The organism is Pedobacter sp. ok626, from assembly GCF_900100435.1.
Lineage (GTDB): Bacteria > Bacteroidota > Bacteroidia > Sphingobacteriales > Sphingobacteriaceae > Pedobacter.
This window is the reverse complement of record NZ_FNEX01000005.1, coordinates 240,689-259,427: the sequence shown is the minus strand read 5'-3', so window position 1 is coordinate 259,427 and position 18,739 is coordinate 240,689. Positions and strand designations below refer to the sequence as shown.

The window sequence follows — 18,739 nt, the reverse complement described above, 5'->3', positions numbered from 1 at the left end:
AATTAATTTACAACTTAACCGAATCCCCGTCGTTCAGGTCCTGAAAACCGGTAATGATGACCTTATCCCCTACCTTTAAACCGGATAAAACCTCTGCTTTTCCATCCGAAACCTTTCCAGACTTAATGTTTACCTTTTTCGCTTTACCATCTACGGCTATGAAAACATATTCACTGCTTTCCGATTTTTGTATCGCATTTACAGGAACCACCAGTGCCTTATCATTGCTATAGTCTATAATTTTTAAGATGGCCACCATATTAGGACGATATTTCTTGTTTGAAGGCAATTTCACTTCCACATTAAATCCCCTCGAAACCGGATCAATCATCTTAGCGGCAAAGGATACCTTCGCATTCAGATTCTCTGGCACATCAGGTAAAGAAATCGTAACCTCATCACCCTGGTTTACCTTTCCTCCATAATTTTCAGAAACCAGCGCTTTTACTTTCAGTCTGTCGGCATTTACTACCCTTATCCCCATTGGTGATCCAGGTGCCACAGATTGTCCCAACTTCAGTTCCATCGCATCCACAGTTCCAGAAACCGGACTTTTCACCTTACTCATCGAGGCCTGCGATTTTAATCCTGCAAGTTGTCGTTCCAACCCCTCTTTCTGGCTCTTTGCTGTTAAATATTGAACCTCGGTACCTATTTTTTGATCCCACAAATTTTTCTGACGGTCAAAAACAGTCCTCGCCAGATCTAACTGAGTTTGCAGTTGAGCAACATTCTGTTTCAATACCTTATCGTCTAGCTGAACCAATACCTGCCCCTTATTAACATGTTGTCCCGCCTTTACATAAATGGCAGTCACCGTACCCGGCACCTCAGGCATAATATCTACATTCTCTTCCGCATCAACCCGCCCCTGTACTTCTACATAATTCCGAAAATGTGTTTCCGCTAATTCCGTTACAGCAACATCTTTAAAATCAACTTTCTTCTTGTTCTGACCTAATTCCGACTCCAGCTTTTCTATTTTCCCATTCAATGCCGTGCGCTCTTTTTTAAGCTTTTCCAATGTTGCCTTTTTGTCCTTAGGATTATCTGATGAACAGGAAGCCAAGAGAAGGGCCAGTGCGATTGTATATAATGGTCTTTTCATCGTTATCTAGTATTTTGAGGTTAATAATTGATTCTTCCTGCAGCCTTATCTAAATCTACTTTATTAATCAGCAGATCATATAGTGCTTTGATATAATTGTTCTGAGCTTCTTTTAAAGAGGTTTCGGCGATAGTCACTTCCAAACTAGAACCAACGCCTTGTTCATATTTGATACGGCTAACTCTAAGGATTTCGGCCGAAAGACTAAGGTTTCGTTGTTGGTTTTCAACCGAGCGTAGACTGCTGAGGTATGCTTTTTGACCATTTGAAATCTCCAATGAAATGCCATTCTTTAAATTCAACATGTCGTTTTCCGACTTCTGAACCGTCAGTTTCGCGTTGCGGACCTGATAAATACGTTGCCCACCATTAATGATATTCCAGGAAAGTGTAAGCCCTATTACTGAAGTTGGAAAACTCTGCTCGAAGTGTTTTGGAAGATCATCTGATTGAAAACTCTTCGATGCGCTCGCAAAGCCTGACAGTGTAGGCAGGAACATACTTTTTTGTCGTCTTAAATCTAACTCGTTTAATTTTTTCTGTGTTTCTAGTAAAGAATATTCTATTCTCCCCTTATAGGCCGCAGTGTCGGAAACCTGTAAAGCAACAGGCTCAGCCCTTACATCACTTATTTTATCCGTAAGCACAAGACTAACTTGTATGGGCATCCCCATTTGAAACTTAAGCAAATCAACATTAATATCGAATAAACGTACTACGTTCTCCCGATCAGTTTCCAGATTATTCTTCAGCACCTGAAGCCGATCCACATCAATCTTTTCCGAAAAACCATTCTTAAACATCGCTTCGGTATCATTTAACGATTTTGTGAGTTGCACAAGGTTCGCATCAATTAAAACCAATTGTTCCTTACTCACTAATGCAGAATAATAAGCTTTTGTTACCGCAACTGCTGTTTCTATCCTTGTACGTGTACTATTTCTTACCGACAATTCCTTATAGGTTTTTGAAGCCTGTAAGCCTACAATATAGCTTCCATCAAACAACAACTGATTTAATTGGATGCCTAAGGTAGAGCTGTATTTTGTACCAAACGTAACCGGAATAGGTGTACTGGAGGGTGGAGAAGCAAATTCACCCGGCAATAGCGTAGTTGGCAACTTCAGAAAATCCTGAAAATTAAATGAAGTAGATACATGCGGCAAACCAATACCAACAGTTTGCTTTACCGTATTGCGGGCAATTTCCTCATCAACGGATGCATTTAAAACGGCTGTTTGGTGGGTTAAGGCAAAATCAATCGCTGATTTGAGGCTAAATTTATAGTTTAAGGAGTCTCTTCCTTGGGCTTTAACTACAATGTTTATACAAAGCAGCATCATAATCAAATAAATTTTATGTACCATAGCCATCATAAATATTAATTACTTTCAGTAAAAATAATATAATATATCATACAACTTCATTTCCTTTCATTATTTTTACTACCAAAAAAAAGAGTGCTTCATTTATTTAGATATAGAATTCCGAAAAAGTATTCCAGTGAGTTTATGGATACTTATAGCTACATTAACACCAAACAAGTCACCATTTTAGGTACATTCTTGCTGATCGTTGCACTTGCGGTAAGGATGACCTCGATCTTTTACCAGGATGCATTAGTATCTATGCCTAACCTGAATCTGTACAATACCCTTAACTGGGTTCAAATTGCTGGTTCTTCTTTGTTTATACTTCTTAGTAGTTACGCTTTAAGATCCAAACATTGGAAAACAGCTGGTAGAAATGTACTGATCGTGCTATTTTGCCTATTTCTCTTAACTACATCTTTTACGGTAAGTTACCTTTTCTCCTTGTTTAATCCGAAGAACACGCTGACTATATTTCTTACTGGAATAGTTGCTGTGAGTGTTTTCTTTGCACTTGAATTTAAACAAATCGTTCTCATTTCTATTTACATTGTATGTCTGTTTATTGCCGCTATGCTGATACCCAACATTAGTAGTCAGCAAAAACTACTCAACGTCATCATGTCTGGTGTACTCGCATTTTTCCTTTATGCCTGCTCCAGATATGGCTATTACTTTAAAGCGGAACAATTTGTAAAAGTTAAACAGCTGGAAGAAAAGAACATGGAAGTTCAACTCCTTAATCATCAAAAAGGTGAAATCCTTGGATTTGTGGCGCATGATCTTAGAAATCCTCTAAATAATATCGAGGCATTAACCCGAATTGCGCTAGAAGAAGATCCCAATAAAAACAGTATGGAAATGCAGCTGATCCTTACCTCTACGCGTCAGGCAAAAAGCATTATCAACGATTTAATTGAAGTCGCACAAAATGACAGGGCCCCCTTCCAGCTTCAAACCACCAATATGATCGCTTTCATGAATGGAATTTGCGACAACTGGCAAAAAAATGTAAACAAGGAAAGAATTATAAATTTTAATCCGGACGATCCTGCACTTACCGCAGCAGTTAACCCATCTAAACTAACCAGAGTTATAGACAACCTCATTGGGAACGGATTAAAGTTCTCCAAACCAGAAACACCGATCAATATTGAACTTTCCAGGTCAGCAGATAAATGCATCATCCGGATTACAGATTTTGGAATTGGCATCCCAGATAACCTACAGGAAATACTCTTTGATCAGTTCTCTAAAGCAGGGCGGCCGGGACTTAAAGGTGAAAAATCAATAGGCTTAGGGCTGCACATCTCCAGGCAAATTATTGAACGCCATGGCGGCTCGATAACCGTTAACAGCAAAGAAAATGAAGGCACAACCTTTCAAATCACCATACCATTAGTAGCAGCCTAATTCAAGTTAAACTTCTCGTTATTGATCTTTACCACATTAGAAGTAAATACAATTCCCACAATTAGAATACCTATAACAATAGCCAAAACCACCTGAAAACTAGAATATAGCTTATTACCAGAAACCATAAAGGCAGAATCCTTGATCAATTCCTCTCCAATTTGTTTCTGAATACTCATCAGCTCGGATAATTTTTTTATGGTCTTGTTTGAAGAATCTCTTCCCTCGTTGTTATAGAGCTTTCTCGCTTCTTCTACGCCTTGAGTAGTCGCGATAGCCAAAATCCTATTCTCTACCCCTACTGTACTTTCAAGACCTTTTTTAAGTTCCTCCAACTGTTCCTTCTCAAGTTTTACCAGGAAGGTTTTACCATACTTATTAATCAACGAATCGATTGAAACGTTTAGCTTAGCCAACTTCGACTTTAAGCTTTCCGCATCAAAAGCCTGATCTGCTCCGTACAAAGCGTCTTCAAACAAAGATTTTTTTAAATAAGCATTCTCTGCCACATAAAACAAATCAGTAGCAGGAATCAATCTGTCATTGTACATAGATACAAATGACTCATTCATGCTCTTTACACTTTTATCCTCCAAAAAACGAATCAAAAGGGTGCAGGCCATGATGCAGAACAACAACACTGCTATTTTCATTTTTTGTTTAATAGAATATGCAAATCTCATAATTACATTATTTAAATTTAAAATTGATCCTCAGCAGGAGCTAAAAATAAGTTAGGAGCAAAATTTACTAAAAATAATTCTCTTTTCGCTCTTGTCACACCTGTATATAGCCATCTTAAAAAATCCATATCTACCATTTCATCCGTTAAATAGCCCTGGTCAACAAAAACAGCATCCCATTGTCCGCCCTGAGCTTTATGGCAAGTCACCGCATAGGCGAACTTAATTTGTAAGGCATTAAAATAAGGATCCTCTTTGATTGCATTGAATCTATCCCGCTTATTTTTGATATGCTCGTAATCTATATTCAACTGTTCAAATAGCTTATTTCCTTGTTCATAGGATAAATTTGGCGCTTCTACAGTGAGCGTATCCAACATTACTTTGCAGGTAACCAGTCCCACATCCGGAAAATCCATAAACTCCAATTGTACCTCCGAAAAACGAAAGCCATAACGTTCCTCCGTTTTCCTTACCCTTACCACCTTGGCCATATCACCATTGGCAATAAAAGCTGCAGCTTCATTTTCGGGCAACCAAAAATAATTATTCCTGACTACCATAATCTGGTCACCACCGGTCAACTCTTCCTCTCGGTAAAGCAACCTTGCCCTAATCTGTTGATTGTACACATTGGCAGATTTATTAGACCTGCAAACAACCAGAGAATTCTCTATACCAAACTTACTATAAGCATATTCTAAACCCTCTACCAGCTTTAAGCCCGTCATCCTAAAAATATCTTTATAGTTTTTAGTGATAAATTTAGGCAACACTACCTCCCCATCACTTTTGGCTTCCAGATCGTTGATCAGCTTACGCAGCATGGTCGCATTGGCCAATATCCCCGATTTCTTTTCCTGCCGCACGACCTCTTTCAGCTCAACACTTTTAACCAGAACGCCAAAATTAGCTGCGATATAAGCTGAATTTAAAGCCGGGCTATCAATGCTACCAACTGGCGGCAACTGAGCTGTATCCCCCACAAATAAAGCAGCGCAGTTTTTTCCATTGTATACAAATTGCATAAGGTCCTTTAAAAAAGAAGAACCAGTATGTGTAATCCATTCATCGGCAACCATCGAAGCCTCATCGATGATAAAAAGTGTATGCTCAGCCAAATTAGGCGCCAGCTGAAAGGATAGTTCAGTCGAAACCGCCGACTTCTTTCTGTATATTTTTTTATGAATAGTTAATGCTTTTTTACCCGTGTAATTGCTCATTACCTTTGCCGCCCTTCCTGTGGGCGCCATTAATACCGAGCGAATTTTAAATTTTGCCAAAGCCTTTACCAAAGCCCCTACTGAAGTAGTTTTACCCGTCCCTGCATACCCTCTTAATATAAAACACTGATTATCCAAGTCCTGCGATAAAAAAGAAGCCATTTCTTTACAAAAAGAAAGCTGTTCGGCAGTCGGAGTAAATTCATAAGATTGGGCAATAATTGCTGCTTTATCCATTTAACAAATATGCGATGGTGATCTTATAGAAAAAAGGATTAATTTTGCTAATATGGATAATAAAAACAGCATACTATTAGTTGATCCTGAATTTGACCTAAATACGGCTGCAGATTGCGACCTGTTGTTAAAAATAACACCAGATAGTTTCTCTTATGCCATCATAGATAAGGGCAGCAGACAACTTAAAGCAGTTTACGATGAGCAGGAATGTGAGCATGTACCAGCAATGCTGGCGAACAAACTAAAAAATGATGTTTACTTAACCTTAGCTTTTAAAGAAATTAAAGCAGCTGTATATACAGAGAATTCCATTAATATCCCTAATGAACTGTTTGATCCAAAACAGCTCAATCAATACGCTAAATTCTTTACCGAAGCACAATCAAACACCTTATATACCAGGCCATTTAAAACTTTTGGTTTTACCTCAATCTTTACCCTTCAGCAATTTACTGAAGAAACATTGGCAACATCCCTGAACAATTGCAAATTGTATGCACAAAATGCGCCGGTATTGGCCCTTGCAGCTCAGCATAACAAGACTAGCTTGGTACTCGATTTTACTGCATCTTCGTTCAACGCTTTGTATAGTACTGCTGAAAAGTTGATCTTTCAGAATTATTACCAGACTGATAATGCTGAAGAATTCAACTACTATCTTTTATTGATCATTAACCAGCTTAATATCAATACAGCTGACACAGAAGTACAGTTAAGTGGTATTATACATTCTGGAGATGATTATTACCAATGTATCACAAAGTACTTTAGCAATATCAATTTCAGTTTGCCTCCTGCTAAAGAAATAGACCACAAAATATTAGATGATATGCCTGCTCATTATTACAGCAGCTTACTAGCACTTGATTTATGCGAATAATAGGTGGAAGATTAAAAGGCATTCGCCTTAATGCTCCAGAAAGCTTACCGGTTAGGCCAACTACGGATATGGCCAAAGAAGCCCTTTTTAATATCCTGTATAATACTTACGATTTTGAAGAGTGCCGTGCACTTGATCTGTTTTGCGGAACAGGCAACGTTAGCATAGAATTTGCATCGAGAGGAATAAAGCACGTTACTTCGGTAGACAAGCATTCGGGATGTGTGTTTTGGGTAAAATCAGTGATTAAAAAATTCGATCTGCCAGAAATAGATGTCCAAAAGGCCGATGTTTTTAAATTTTTGGAAGGTCATCAGGATACTTATCAGATCATTTTTGCAGATCCGCCTTACGACTTACCGACCATTCCATTGATACCCCAGTTGGTGTTAAGGAATAATTTACTTACTGATAACGGCTTATTAATAGTAGAACACCCATCTTTACTAAAGATGAAAGACCAACCGGGTTATAAAGAAACCCGAAGGTATGGAAATTCCTCTTTCAGTTTCTTTGAAAAAATTTAACCTTATGAAGATTGCACTTTTCCCTGGTTCATTCGACCCTATAACCATCGCTCACGTAGATATACTAAAGCGTGCACTGCCTTTATTTGATAAAATCGTAGTTGGCATTGGACTAAACAGTTCAAAACAAAGCTTTCTATCTGCAGAGCAGCGTGAAGAAATTGTAAAAACCGTATTTGCAGATACTGCACAGGTTGAGGTACAGCTTTATGAAGGCTTAACGGTAGATTTTTGCAGAAAAATAAATGCAAAATACATGGTCAGGGGAATTCGCTCTGTTGGTGATTTTGAGTATGAAAGGGCAATTGCACAAATCAACCAAACGATGATGCCTGAAATGGAAACCATCTTTATATTGAGCAAGCCTGAATATTCTGCGATCAGCTCAACCATTGTCCGCGATATCTTACGCAACAATGGAAATGTAAGTCAATTTTTACCACAAGAGGCACTTCCTTTTTTATAAGGAACTGCCTCTTGTGCATATTTTATAGTCCTAAGAGTACAATATCCCCAACTTCCAATACCTGTACAATAGAAGGATAAGTGTTTTTCAGTACAGGCGCCAATTCGGCCCTACTTAACCAACAGGCTTTAGTAATCCCCTCTTCTTTTTGAGGAATCAGTTTAGGAACTCCTTTAACCGTCATACTGTACCAATTGGTTTTCTTTAAAACTATTTTAGCCCCCAATGTATACACATGGTAAGTTTTGCAAAGCTTTTCATCATTGGTGAAGATCTTTACGCCACATTCTTCTTCCACTTCACGCAATGCAGCCTCTTTCATTTTCTCGCCGGTTTCAACCTTTCCTTTTGGCAAATCCCATTTTTTATTCCTAAAAATAAAAAGGTAATTCCCTTTAGCGTTAGCAACCAATCCACCGGCTGCTTTAATAATTAAGCAGCTACTTTTAATTCTTTTAAACAAAGCTTTTGGGTCTGAATCTAGTAACAAGTACGATTTACCAGATAAGCCAGCTACTTGCTTGTAAAATGTCGAAAAATCAAAGCCTACAACACTTAAACGTTCAACTTCTGGAGATAAATCTGGAACATTGTCAGTTATATATAGTGTATTATCGTTGATATAAATCCTGTAAGTCTTCATAATTCGTAGCCAATATTTTAAAAATGATTGTTCAAGCACGCCCCAATGCGTATTTCCGCAATGAAAATCATTTTTTAAAAGTACAGAATTACCACGAAAAAAATAATGTCCTACTACAGATATTGCAGCATCGTTTTTACCTCTTTCATTTCACGTAATTTAAACAGTGCTTTCTGCTTTGCCCTCCGGATGGTTTCGGAACTCAGTCCCAATAAATTACTGATGTCCTCATTTGGCAATGGTCTGCCTCCCCCCATTCCATAGGCCAGTCGAAGAATATGTTGGTCACGTGGGCTAAGCACATTCATGATCCGCTGAATATTGATTTGAAACGCCTCCTGTTCCAGGTTAGCATCAGGCGACATTGCCATTGGATCGGTCATCATAGCCATTCTTGGCGTGTCCTCCGCATCTTCCAATGGCAAGTCCAATGAAAAAACATCAGCAGAGTTTGATAAATAATCCCTCAGACGGTCGTCAGGAAGTCCCATAAATTCTGTCAACTCCTCCAAAGTAGGCGAACGCTGCAGTCGCTGTTCCAGCAAACCTTCAGATTTCCAGAGGTCCATGATCCCGCACACCTGATTCATAGGTAACCTTATCATCCGCTTATGAATCCCAATACTATACATAATCGCTTGCCTAATCCACCAAACCGCATAAGAAATAAATTTAAAACCTCTGCTTTCATCAAAACGCTTCGCCGCTTTTACCAAGCCTATATTCCCTTCCGAAATCAGATCAACCAAAGGCATGCCCTCTATTTCATATTTTTTAGCAACCGACACTACAAAACGTAAGTTACAATTCACCAGTTTTTCCAATGCGGCCTTATCCCCTGTACTGATTTTTTTTGCCAATATCACTTCCTCTTCTACTTTAAGCAATGGAAACCTGGATATCTCCTTTAGGTAGCGCGCCAACGAATCCTCGCCGCGCCTGGTAATAGATCTTTCTATCTTAATGTCCTTCATATAAAACGCTATCTTTTGTGTGACCAGAAGACAAAGTTCCATAGACATATTCGAAAAGACTAGCCTAGCATAAACAACCGAGGTTTCCACCAAAAAATGACCGATTTACAGAATGAAATTTTATACAAGGTGAAAATAACACCCCTCACCCAAATTTAATTCCAATAAATTCTTTATTACATTGATTATCAACAAAAGCCAAAAAATAACTTTTACCGGCAGTTTTAATTAACGATATTTGGGCCTATAGGAATTAATTATTTAACCGAGCATTTTCTTCAATTGTCTATACTCCTTAATCACATAAGTTTAGGGTAGTATTAACACAAATTGTAAAGAAATCCGTATTTTTGCGCCATGTATAATAAAAGTGATATTGAATTAAAGGTAGCTGAATTTTTATTACAAATAAAAGCAATAAAGTTACAACCAAACAACCCATTTACATGGGCTTCAGGTTGGAAATCTCCTATTTATTGTGACAATAGGATCACCCTTTCCCATCCATCTGTTAGGACTTACATCAGACAAAAACTTACACAATTAATCCAGGAAGAATTTGGTTCTGTGGATCTGATTGCCGGAGTTGCCACTGCAGGTATCCCTCAAGGTGCTTTAGTAGCCCAGGAACTAGGATTACCATTTGCTTATGTAAGAGCTAAAGCAAAAGAACACGGAACAGGAAGCCTGATCGAAGGTGAAATTATTGAAGGACAAAGAGTAGTAGTTATAGAAGATCTGATTTCGACAGGTAAAAGCAGTCTGCAAGCTGTTGATGCATTGAGGAAAGCGGGATTATCTGTTGCCGGATTAGTTGCCATATTCACTTATGGTTTTGATCAGGCTGATGAAAACTTTGCCGCAGCAAAATGCCGTTATGCAACACTATCAAACTACAATACATTAATTGATTATGCTGCAGAGCATAGTTTTATTGCACAAAAAGACGTAGATCTTTTAACTAAATGGCGTAGAAACCCAGCAGAATGGGCTAACGAATTAGAAAAACTAACCTAATTATAATGACTGTTATTGAAAGTACTACTGAAGTAAATTTACCTGTAGAAAAAGTATATGCCTTTTTAGCAGATATGAATAATCATCAGCAGTTGATGCCCGAGAATATTTATAACTGGTCATCTACGGAAGACGAAGCAAGCTTTACCATACAGAACATGGCGAAATTGGCTATCAAAATAACCAATCGTGTAGAGAACAAAGAGCTAACAGCTGTTCCAACAGAAAAAGCTCCTTTTGATCTTGAATTAAAATGGACAGTAGCAGATAACGGGAAAGGCGGCACTACAGCTTCGCACATTATATCGGCTGATTTGAACATGATGATGAAAATGTTAGCTGCAGGTCCACTACAAAAACTGGCAGATCATCAAACTTCGAGATTAGCTGAGCTACTGAAGTAACAGTTTAAAAATTTATAACGAAGAGGTGCCCCAAAAGGCACCTTTTCTCGTTCATCGATATTGTAGGGTATATTCAAAATCTATAAAAGGCAACAATGTGCCCGTCTGTATGTTCGACATACTTTCACTTTGCAGGGGGTCAAGATCATCGCTAAAAAATCCATGGTTTAAAACAATAGGGCCTTGTTTAACGGGATAAAGTGATCCACCTTCATTGCTACTCAGCCAACCTACACAATCTGTCAGCTCATCTCCACCGTTTACATAAGTACGCGTAATGTAATAGACAACTCCGGGATGTATATTGATAGGATATTTTAAAGAGAAAAATTCAATGTCCTTTGTATTTGCCGGACTGATATATCGTGTACTTAAGGGCTTATCAACACCTATCTGCCACAAGGATATGCGATAAGTAATCCCCACTTTCCAGGCTCTATAGCCAACCTTGGTGATCGCAATAGGTTTTTCAGTGCTAAATGTGTAGGCATGAGTTTTCATGTCCATCGCTAAAAGGCTTTTATAACCGTTTTGAAATACAAAAAATGACAGCACCGTTTTTAAGGCATAAAAGCACATGGGCGCTTCAGGAAATTGCTGTGCTATTACAGAAAATGGAATATTAGCAAGACTAGAGATGAGCTTTTTCATAACATATGGGATTAGGTCTACAGCTATATCAACCCAAGCCCAAAATTGTTACCTCAAAATTCTGATAATCGCATCTTTTTCATCACAATAAGAAATCCAGCTGCTGTCAGCAACAATGTTATAGCCGTTCCATACCATAAAACTTCGAAACCATAAATTGCAGCAACTCGTGTTCCGACAAAGGGCGAGAATATGTGTGCTACCGAAAAAGACAAGGCATTAATTCCCATATACGCACCCCTTTTCTTTAGCGAAGAGCGCTGTAAAGTTACAGTAGCCATAAATGGCATAGCTAGAATCTCAGCAATACAGAGTACGAACATGGATACATATAAGATCCACATGCCACTTGCAAGATTTAAAATTAAAAAAGACAATCCACAAAGTAAAACTCCCCATACAATTGTAGCTCTGGCGGTCATCCTTTTCTCAGCAATATGCACCAGTAACATTTCCAGCGAAAATACCACCAATCCACTAAAGGCCAGGATGACACCAATATTTGCTTCGGTAAGCTTATAAACAGTCCGATAATATAATGGCAGCGTGTTCAACAACTGCAAAAAACAAATGGCAAATACACAGCTGAGTAGACTAAAAAGCACAAAAAGCGTGTCTTTGTAGGGCGATCTCCCCCCCATTGGATCGAGATCTTCCTCATGAGCAACAACTTTTCTTTCATTACCCTTACGATTACGGAAATAAAGAAAAAATAATATCGCTGATAAAAAAGCTCCAATCGCGTTTCCATAAAACAGAAAGGTATAAGAAACTGCAGCTAAAAAGCCACCTAAAGCAGGGCCAATAGAGAAGCCCAGATTCATGGCCATTCTATTTAAGGAAAAAGACCTGATGATGTTATCCGGCTTTGAATAATAAGCGATAGAAACTGAATTCGCGGGTCTGAAAGTCTCCGATATGATGCTTAACATAAAAACACCAAGCCCAAGTTTTACAACCGTATCCAACTCAGGCAGCAGAAAAAACACAGGAACTGTTAAAATCAAACTGATCAGCTGTACCCTGAAGTGCCCAACTTTATCGGTTAACCATCCGCCTAAAAAAGATCCACCAACAGCCCCCACACCAAAACAGCTTAAAACAGTACCTGTATCCTCCAGGTCAAAGTGTAAATGATTCACCATATAAACCCCTAGAAAAGGGATAACCATTGCCCCACTCCTGTTAATTAACATCACAAGCGCCAACATCCATGCCGGTGTTGACAGCCCTTTGTAAGCGTCTAAATATAATCGTATAAATTCTCTCATTGGATACCTGCAAAGGACGGGAATTTTATTCCAAATCATAAACCTCTGTTTCTATTTACCAGAAAAGAGACATTATTTCATACAAGTTTTACATTTATCGGTAAAATAGTCACCACAATTCTCAAAATGCCGACAAAATTTCCGGTATTTTTAAAAAAAACAAGGCGGCATATACTTTGTTTATAGACTGATATGAACTTCAACAACTTCACTATAAAAGCACAGGAAGCGATTCAACAGGCTTCCGAAATAGCCCAAGGCAATCAGCAACAGGCTATTGAGACAGCACATATCCTAAAAGGTTTGCTTACTGTTGATGACAATGTAGTTTCTTATGTTTTGAAGAAGCTCAACGTGAATCTAAATGTTTTAAATCAACAATTAGATGCAGAGATTGAGCGCTTCCCTAAAGTTACGGGTAGTAGTCCGTATTTGACTTCAGGAAGTAATTCGGCTTTACAAAAAGCTCAATCTTATTTAAAAGAGTTTAAAGACGAGTTTGTTTCAGTTGAGCACCTGCTGCTTGGCTTACTTTCTGTAAATGACAATACATCTAAATACCTGAAAGATCAGGGCGTAACTGAGAAAGACCTTAAAAAAGCGATTATTGCTTTAAGGGGAGATAATCATGTTACCGGACAAAATGCAGAAGCCACTTACAATGCATTAAATAAATATGCACGTAACTTAAACGAATATGCCGAATCAGGCAAACTAGACCCTATCATTGGTCGCGATGAAGAAATCAGGCGGGTAATTCAAATTCTTTCCAGAAGAACTAAAAACAACCCGATATTGATTGGTGAGCCTGGTGTGGGTAAAACGGCAATTGCCGAGGGTATTGCTTTCAGAATTATTAAAGGCGATGTGCCTGCCAACCTGAAAACGAAAACCGTTTACTCTCTGGATATGGGCTCACTGATTGCAGGTGCGAAATATAAGGGCGAGTTTGAGGAGCGTCTTAAAGCCGTAATCAAAGAAGTCACTCAAAGTGATGGTGATATCATCTTGTTTATTGATGAGATCCATACTTTGGTAGGTGCCGGAGGTGGCGAAGGTGCAATGGACGCTGCAAACATCCTAAAACCTGCCTTGGCCCGCGGTGAATTACGTGCAATCGGCGCGACCACTCTGGATGAATACCAGAAATATATAGAAAAAGATAAAGCATTAGAACGCCGTTTCCAAAAGGTGTTCGTCGACGAACCAGATACGCAAGATGCAATCTCCATCCTTCGTGGATTAAAAGAGCGCTATGAAACGCACCACAAGGTGCGGATTAAAGATGAGGCTATTATTGCCGCTGTAGAGATGTCGCAAAGGTATATTGCCGACCGCTTTTTACCGGATAAAGCCATCGACTTAATGGATGAAGCTGCAGCCAAGCTCCGCATGGAAATGGACAGTGTACCAGAGGAAGTGGATGAGATGAACCGTAAGATCATGCAATTAGAGATCGAACGGGAGGCCATTAAACGCGAAAATGACAGTAAAAAAGTTAAGGCCTTAGGCGAAGAGATCGCTAACCTATCTGCTGAAAGGGATGAAATAAAAGCAAAATGGCAGGGCGAAAAAGACCTGGTTGACAACATTAACAATGAACTGGAACTGGTTGAGAACTACAAACAGGAAGCCAGTCAAGCCGAGCGTGCTGGTGATTACGGAAAAGTAGCCGAACTACGCTATGGCAAGATAAAAGAAGCCCAGGATAAAGTTGAAACGCTAAAAGCGCAATTGGAAAGTCAGCAGATTGAAGGCCGTATGTTAAAAGAAGAAGTTACTGCAGATGACATTGCAGGTGTAGTAGCCCGCTCTACTGGAATACCGGTAACCAAGTTGATTTCCAGCGAACGCGAGAAATTATTGCACCTTGAAACGGAATTACACAAACGTGTTGCCGGCCAACATGAAGCTATTGAAGCGATATCTGATGCGATCCGTCGCTCGCGTGCCGGATTACAAGACAAACGTAAACCAATTGGCTCATTTATATTCCTGGGTACAACTGGTGTGGGTAAGACTGAGCTGGCAAAGGCCTTAGCAGAATTCCTGTTTAACGATGAAAATGCGATGACCCGTATTGACATGAGTGAGTATCAGGAACGACATGCGGTTTCGCGCTTAATTGGTGCCCCTCCGGGATATGTAGGTTATGAAGAAGGCGGACAGCTTACTGAAGCAGTACGTCGCAAACCTTATTCTGTTGTATTGTTAGATGAGATCGAGAAAGCGCATCCAGATGTATTTAACATCTTATTGCAAGTCCTGGATGATGGCCGCTTAACGGATAATAAAGGCCGTGTGGTGAACTTTAAAAACACGATCATCATTATGACATCAAACATCGGCTCACACCTTATACAAGATAATTTCAAAGCGCTCAATGATGAAAACCGTGATGAGGTAATTGCAAAAACTAAAAACGAATTGTTTGAGCTGTTGAAACAAACCATCCGACCTGAATTCTTAAACAGGATTGATGAGTTGATTATGTTTACTCCGCTTGATCGAAATGAGCTTAGAGATATTGTAAGCCTACAGTTCAAACATGTTCAGGACACACTTGCTGAAATGGGGATTGAAATGGAAGCAACTCCTGAAGCGTTGGACTGGTTAGCTGAACTAGGGTACGACCCACAGTTTGGAGCGCGACCATTGAAACGTGTGATACAAAAACGCATTTTAAATGAGTTATCTAAGGAGATCTTAGCTGGAAAAGTAGATAAAGACAGTAAAATCAAGTTAGATATGTTCGATCACAAATTTGTGTTTTTGAACAATAAATAAGGTCAATTTACCCTTTTAAAGCCAGTAATGTGCTAACCTTTATGGTCAGCATATTACTGGCTTTTCTTTTTTTGAAACATTTTCGTTGCAGTAGTACAATACTCTTTTTATTAACTAATATTGGTTAACACAAAACACACAAATGAAAATGAAAAGCAAACTATTCATCATGGCCGCGCTATGCGCCATCGCGTTCAAGACCAACGCACAAACAGAAAAAGGAAACTTCCTATTAGGAGGAAGTGTAAACTTTAGTACTTCTAAAAACGAAAGTCAAAATCCGGAGAAAAAAACCGCTTTTGGGGTACTACCCAGAATGGGCTACTTTGTAAGTGACAACTGGGCTGTAGGTACCTCTTTAAACTATTCCATAGCAAAATCGAAAGGATATCTAGGTACTGCAGGAAATGTTAATTTTGGTACCCAGCAAAGCAATTATGGCATATCTCCATTTGTTAGGCATTACACCAGAATCGCGGATAACTTTAAATTTTTTGGAGATTTTAATGTAAGTGCCTCCAAAGGGATTAGAAAACAAGTGGATGAGCATGGAAAAGCCGGAAACACCACAAGTAAATCTACAACCTACGGTACAGGAATCAGTCCTGGACTTGCGTTTTTCCCAGCTAAAAAATGGGCTATTGAATTTCAATTTCCTTTAGTAGGTTATGTTCATCAAAAAGATACCCCGGAAATAGCTGGACAAATACCATATAAGTATGACAGCTTATCCTTTGGCTTCAGCTCTTTTAGTCCAGCTATTGGTGTGAATTATCATTTTTAATTCTGCGTTTGATTAATTACTCAAGAAAAACAACATGAAAAACAAATTAGTTTTCGCAGCATTGTTATGTCTTTTCACCATTCAGGCGAATGCTCAAACAGAAAAAGGAAAGGTAATGTTAGGTGGATATGCTTCCTTCTACACTTATAAATTTGAGGGACAATCTGCTCAAAAATCAAATTATTTTAGTACTTCTTTAAGGTCGGCTTATTTTATCAACGATAATCTGGCGATTGGTATTGGATTATTATATAATTATTATAAGGATACACAAAGCGATCTGAACGACCAAACCCCATTGAGCAGACAGACAAGCAGAAGTTATGGACTAGCACCATTTGTCAGGTATTACTTCAACATCAATGAAAAATTTAAAATTTTTAATGAACTAGCTATAAACGGAAATATAGGCAAGTCGAAATATAACAATGAGACAAGTCCCTTTTTCTCAAGTGAGAATAAATTCAAACAATTTGGAGCAAATATTAAACCTGGCCTGGCTTACTTTCCAATAAAAAAAATTGCTATTGAATTTTCATTTCCGATGCTGAGTTACCAAAAAAGTTTTAACGAAGCAACGTATATGGAAAATCCTGATCCCTTTAAAACCGACGGTGAAGAGTTTCAATTTGGAATAGATACTTTTAAACCAACAATCGGTGTAAACTTTCACTTCTAGGACATCATAATTCAATTGAAAAGGGCTTGTATCATTTTATCAATGATACAAGCCCTTTTGTATTCCCACGTATTGGCCCGAATATTCCCTATCCAATTTTGCCATGATTTATATTTTACACATTATACAATTTAAATTACAACATCAATTAAATTGCCAGGGAACTTAAATCCCCCAAACTCAAATTAACGATACATGAGACTTCTATTAACTGTACTGCGCTAATCTCAGGACATCTAGTCTAATCATAGTCATACTTTGGGTGGAAAGTAATTTCACTTTTGAGTATTGCCGGCATACTGATCAGGATATGGATCACAATCGCAGTAACAGCAATTATAGAGATGTAGCTTATCACCAAAGAACTCAAAAACAGACCTAAAATTACTTGAAGTAACACGCCAAAAACAAAAACCCCAGAAAAGCAAATCAGCAAGTACTTAATTAAGAAAGATTGCTTAGCCTCATTTTTCTTTACAAGTCTTGTCAATTCAGGTATAATCTCGTTTTCAGCTATTTGCGAGGCAGAAACCAAAAGTTCTTTACTAAAATTCTTATTGACCAGTGAATTATCAAGTCGGCCAGCACACTTGGTAATTCTTGTCTTATCATGATCAGATATTTGGAAGTTAAAGGAGCGCTCATAATCTTGCCATTCATTTTCAAACACATACCAAAACATATTATTATCTGGTAGAAATCGCCACTCTTCGAGTTCTTTAAGTGAATAAATATAATTGGCAAGGAAGCTCATACCAAGAAACAACCGATTGTGAATGTATCTATCCTTTGACTTGCACAATGTAGCCAATTGCAGTACAAATTTCGGCTTGATTTCACCATAAGTTTCATATTTCATCATGTTATGTATTTCATCCCATCTACGGTCGTACACATTTAAATATTGCAGATCATTAAAGGTTATTTTTTTAGCAACATTTTTCCCGTGGGCATGAGCCGCAGCTGAGGGCTGCCAGAATTGCCAGCTTTCCAGTACAACGTGACAGATCCGTCTAAATTCGGTGAGTTTATTCGATAGCTCCTTGATCTTCTCTACTCTGTTCAACTTTTCCTGTCTCACAGTTAAGACTTTCGAAGTTAAGTAAGTGATAACAAATGAAGAAATGAGTGCACTTACATCAAGCAGCTTATCGCTGATACCCTTTATCGTTTCTGGCTCTTGATTAATGAGGCTAACTAATATGGTCATCACACATATATAGAACCCTGTAATAATTGTTGCAATTATGAATGAATCCTTATAAATTCTTTGGTAATTGAATTCCTTGATTTTATCCTTTAATTGTGGATATATTATGGTCTTTTCTTTTCCATTTAATATTAACTTAAACTCGAAGCCATTAGACACTTTTATCAAATCTTTGCGGATATTTTCAGTAAGCTCGGATTTCGAGCCTGTATGTTCCAAAATGACATGCAATTCATCCTCTTTATAAAAGACTTTATCATTTACATCGTTGTTCGAAGCAAGTCCACGTTTTACCAAGGTACGCTTTAAGTCATCATATATTTGGTCCATTTTGAAGTCGCAATTAAAAGGGAAATTACACAAATAAAAGCGCTGTTAACGAATATTCCCATCAAAATTCGTGACGCCA

Annotated in this window: 18 protein-coding genes; 9 read left to right on the top strand and 9 right to left on the bottom strand. The window is 38.4% G+C overall.

Features of this window, described 5'->3' with window-relative positions; translation table 11 throughout:
* Nucleotides 1-7: 7 nt before the first annotated feature.
* Together BLS35_RS09450 and BLS35_RS09445 are read right to left on the bottom strand one after the other, a co-directional pair.
* Nucleotides 8-1,108: an efflux RND transporter periplasmic adaptor subunit gene (locus BLS35_RS09450; protein WP_090780206.1), complete on the bottom strand. Its 1,101-nt coding sequence runs from the start codon at nt 1,106-1,108 to the stop codon at nt 8-10.
* 20 nt (nt 1,109-1,128) lie between these two features.
* Nucleotides 1,129-2,451, bottom strand: coding sequence for a TolC family protein (locus BLS35_RS09445; protein WP_254778785.1), 1,323 nt, complete (start codon nt 2,449-2,451; stop codon nt 1,129-1,131).
* 168 nt (nt 2,452-2,619) lie between these two features.
* Here BLS35_RS09445 and BLS35_RS09440 point away from each other — a divergent pair, with 168 nt between their 5' ends.
* Nucleotides 2,620-3,891, top strand: coding sequence for a sensor histidine kinase (locus BLS35_RS09440; protein WP_090780204.1), 1,272 nt, complete (start codon nt 2,620-2,622; stop codon nt 3,889-3,891).
* Here BLS35_RS09440 and BLS35_RS09435 read toward each other — a convergent pair.
* Nucleotides 3,888-4,574 carry an MCP four helix bundle domain-containing protein gene (locus tag BLS35_RS09435; RefSeq protein WP_090780202.1) on the bottom strand — a complete coding sequence of 229 codons (687 nt, stop codon included), beginning with the start codon at nt 4,572-4,574 and terminating at the stop codon, nt 3,888-3,890. The genes BLS35_RS09440 and BLS35_RS09435 overlap by 4 nt on opposite strands.
* A gap of 17 nt (nt 4,575-4,591) precedes the next feature.
* Entirely contained in the window at nt 4,592-6,034 is a 1,443-nt protein-coding gene (locus BLS35_RS09430) for an ATP-dependent DNA helicase (protein ID WP_090780200.1), read from the bottom strand.
* A 52-nt stretch (nt 6,035-6,086) separates the two neighbouring features.
* Between BLS35_RS09430 and BLS35_RS09425 the strand changes: the two genes are divergently transcribed.
* Genes BLS35_RS09425 through coaD form a run of 3 tightly spaced genes read left to right on the top strand, consistent with a single transcriptional unit; the run spans nt 6,087 to nt 7,910 of the window.
* Nucleotides 6,087-6,917, top strand: a complete 831-nt coding sequence (locus BLS35_RS09425) for a DUF3822 family protein (protein WP_090780198.1) — start codon at nt 6,087-6,089, stop codon at nt 6,915-6,917.
* On the top strand, nt 6,908-7,444 hold the full coding sequence (locus BLS35_RS09420) for an RsmD family RNA methyltransferase (protein WP_090780196.1): 537 nt from the start codon (nt 6,908-6,910) through the stop codon (nt 7,442-7,444). Before BLS35_RS09425 ends, BLS35_RS09420 begins: the two co-directional genes overlap by 10 nt.
* Nucleotides 7,445-7,448: 4 nt before the next feature.
* Nucleotides 7,449-7,910, top strand: a complete 462-nt coding sequence (gene coaD / locus BLS35_RS09415; protein ID WP_090780194.1) for a pantetheine-phosphate adenylyltransferase — start codon at nt 7,449-7,451, stop codon at nt 7,908-7,910.
* Between the two features lie 22 nt (nt 7,911-7,932).
* On the opposite strand, the gene BLS35_RS09410 is transcribed toward coaD, so the two are convergent.
* Nucleotides 7,933-8,553, bottom strand: coding sequence for an NUDIX hydrolase (locus tag BLS35_RS09410; protein ID WP_090780193.1), 621 nt, complete (start codon nt 8,551-8,553; stop codon nt 7,933-7,935).
* A gap of 113 nt (nt 8,554-8,666) precedes the next feature.
* Nucleotides 8,667-9,527, bottom strand: coding sequence for a sigma-70 family RNA polymerase sigma factor (locus BLS35_RS09405; RefSeq protein ID WP_165973276.1), 861 nt, complete (start codon nt 9,525-9,527; stop codon nt 8,667-8,669).
* A 357-nt stretch (nt 9,528-9,884) separates the two neighbouring features.
* Between BLS35_RS09405 and pyrE the strand changes: the two genes are divergently transcribed.
* Both pyrE and BLS35_RS09395 read left to right on the top strand, forming a co-directional pair.
* Nucleotides 9,885-10,544 carry an orotate phosphoribosyltransferase gene (pyrE, locus tag BLS35_RS09400; RefSeq protein ID WP_090780189.1) on the top strand — a complete coding sequence of 220 codons (660 nt, stop codon included), beginning with the start codon at nt 9,885-9,887 and terminating at the stop codon, nt 10,542-10,544.
* 5 nt (nt 10,545-10,549) lie between these two features.
* On the top strand, nt 10,550-10,948 hold the full coding sequence (locus BLS35_RS09395; RefSeq protein ID WP_090780187.1) for an SRPBCC family protein: 399 nt from the start codon (nt 10,550-10,552) through the stop codon (nt 10,946-10,948).
* Between the two features lie 51 nt (nt 10,949-10,999).
* Here BLS35_RS09395 and BLS35_RS09390 read toward each other — a convergent pair whose 3' ends face one another.
* Nucleotides 11,000-11,599 (bottom strand): hypothetical protein, encoded by a 600-nt coding sequence (locus tag BLS35_RS09390; protein WP_090780185.1) that lies wholly within the window; start codon nt 11,597-11,599, stop codon nt 11,000-11,002.
* Between the two features lie 53 nt (nt 11,600-11,652).
* Nucleotides 11,653-12,870 carry an MFS transporter gene (locus BLS35_RS09385; RefSeq protein WP_090780183.1) on the bottom strand — a complete coding sequence of 406 codons (1,218 nt, stop codon included), beginning with the start codon at nt 12,868-12,870 and terminating at the stop codon, nt 11,653-11,655.
* A gap of 192 nt (nt 12,871-13,062) precedes the next feature.
* On the opposite strand from BLS35_RS09385, the gene clpB reads away from it, so the two are divergent.
* The 3 genes from clpB to BLS35_RS09370 all read left to right on the top strand — a co-directional run bounded on the left by clpB (nt 13,063) and on the right by BLS35_RS09370 (nt 17,120).
* On the top strand, nt 13,063-15,657 hold the full coding sequence (clpB, locus tag BLS35_RS09380) for an ATP-dependent chaperone ClpB (protein ID WP_090780181.1): 2,595 nt from the start codon (nt 13,063-13,065) through the stop codon (nt 15,655-15,657).
* Nucleotides 15,658-15,805: 148 nt separating this feature from the next.
* Entirely contained in the window at nt 15,806-16,441 is a 636-nt protein-coding gene (locus tag BLS35_RS09375) for an outer membrane beta-barrel protein (RefSeq protein ID WP_165973277.1), read from the top strand.
* 34 nt (nt 16,442-16,475) lie between these two features.
* The gene (locus tag BLS35_RS09370; protein ID WP_090780175.1) at nt 16,476-17,120 is read left to right on the top strand and encodes an outer membrane beta-barrel protein; all 645 of its coding nucleotides are present in this window, start codon (nt 16,476-16,478) and stop codon (nt 17,118-17,120) included.
* Nucleotides 17,121-17,361: 241 nt separating this feature from the next.
* Here BLS35_RS09370 and BLS35_RS09365 read toward each other — a convergent pair whose 3' ends face one another.
* A complete protein-coding gene (locus BLS35_RS09365; RefSeq protein ID WP_090780173.1) occupies nt 17,362-18,660 on the bottom strand; it encodes a hypothetical protein in 1,299 nt (432 codons plus the stop codon).
* Nucleotides 18,661-18,739 lie beyond the last annotated feature (79 nt).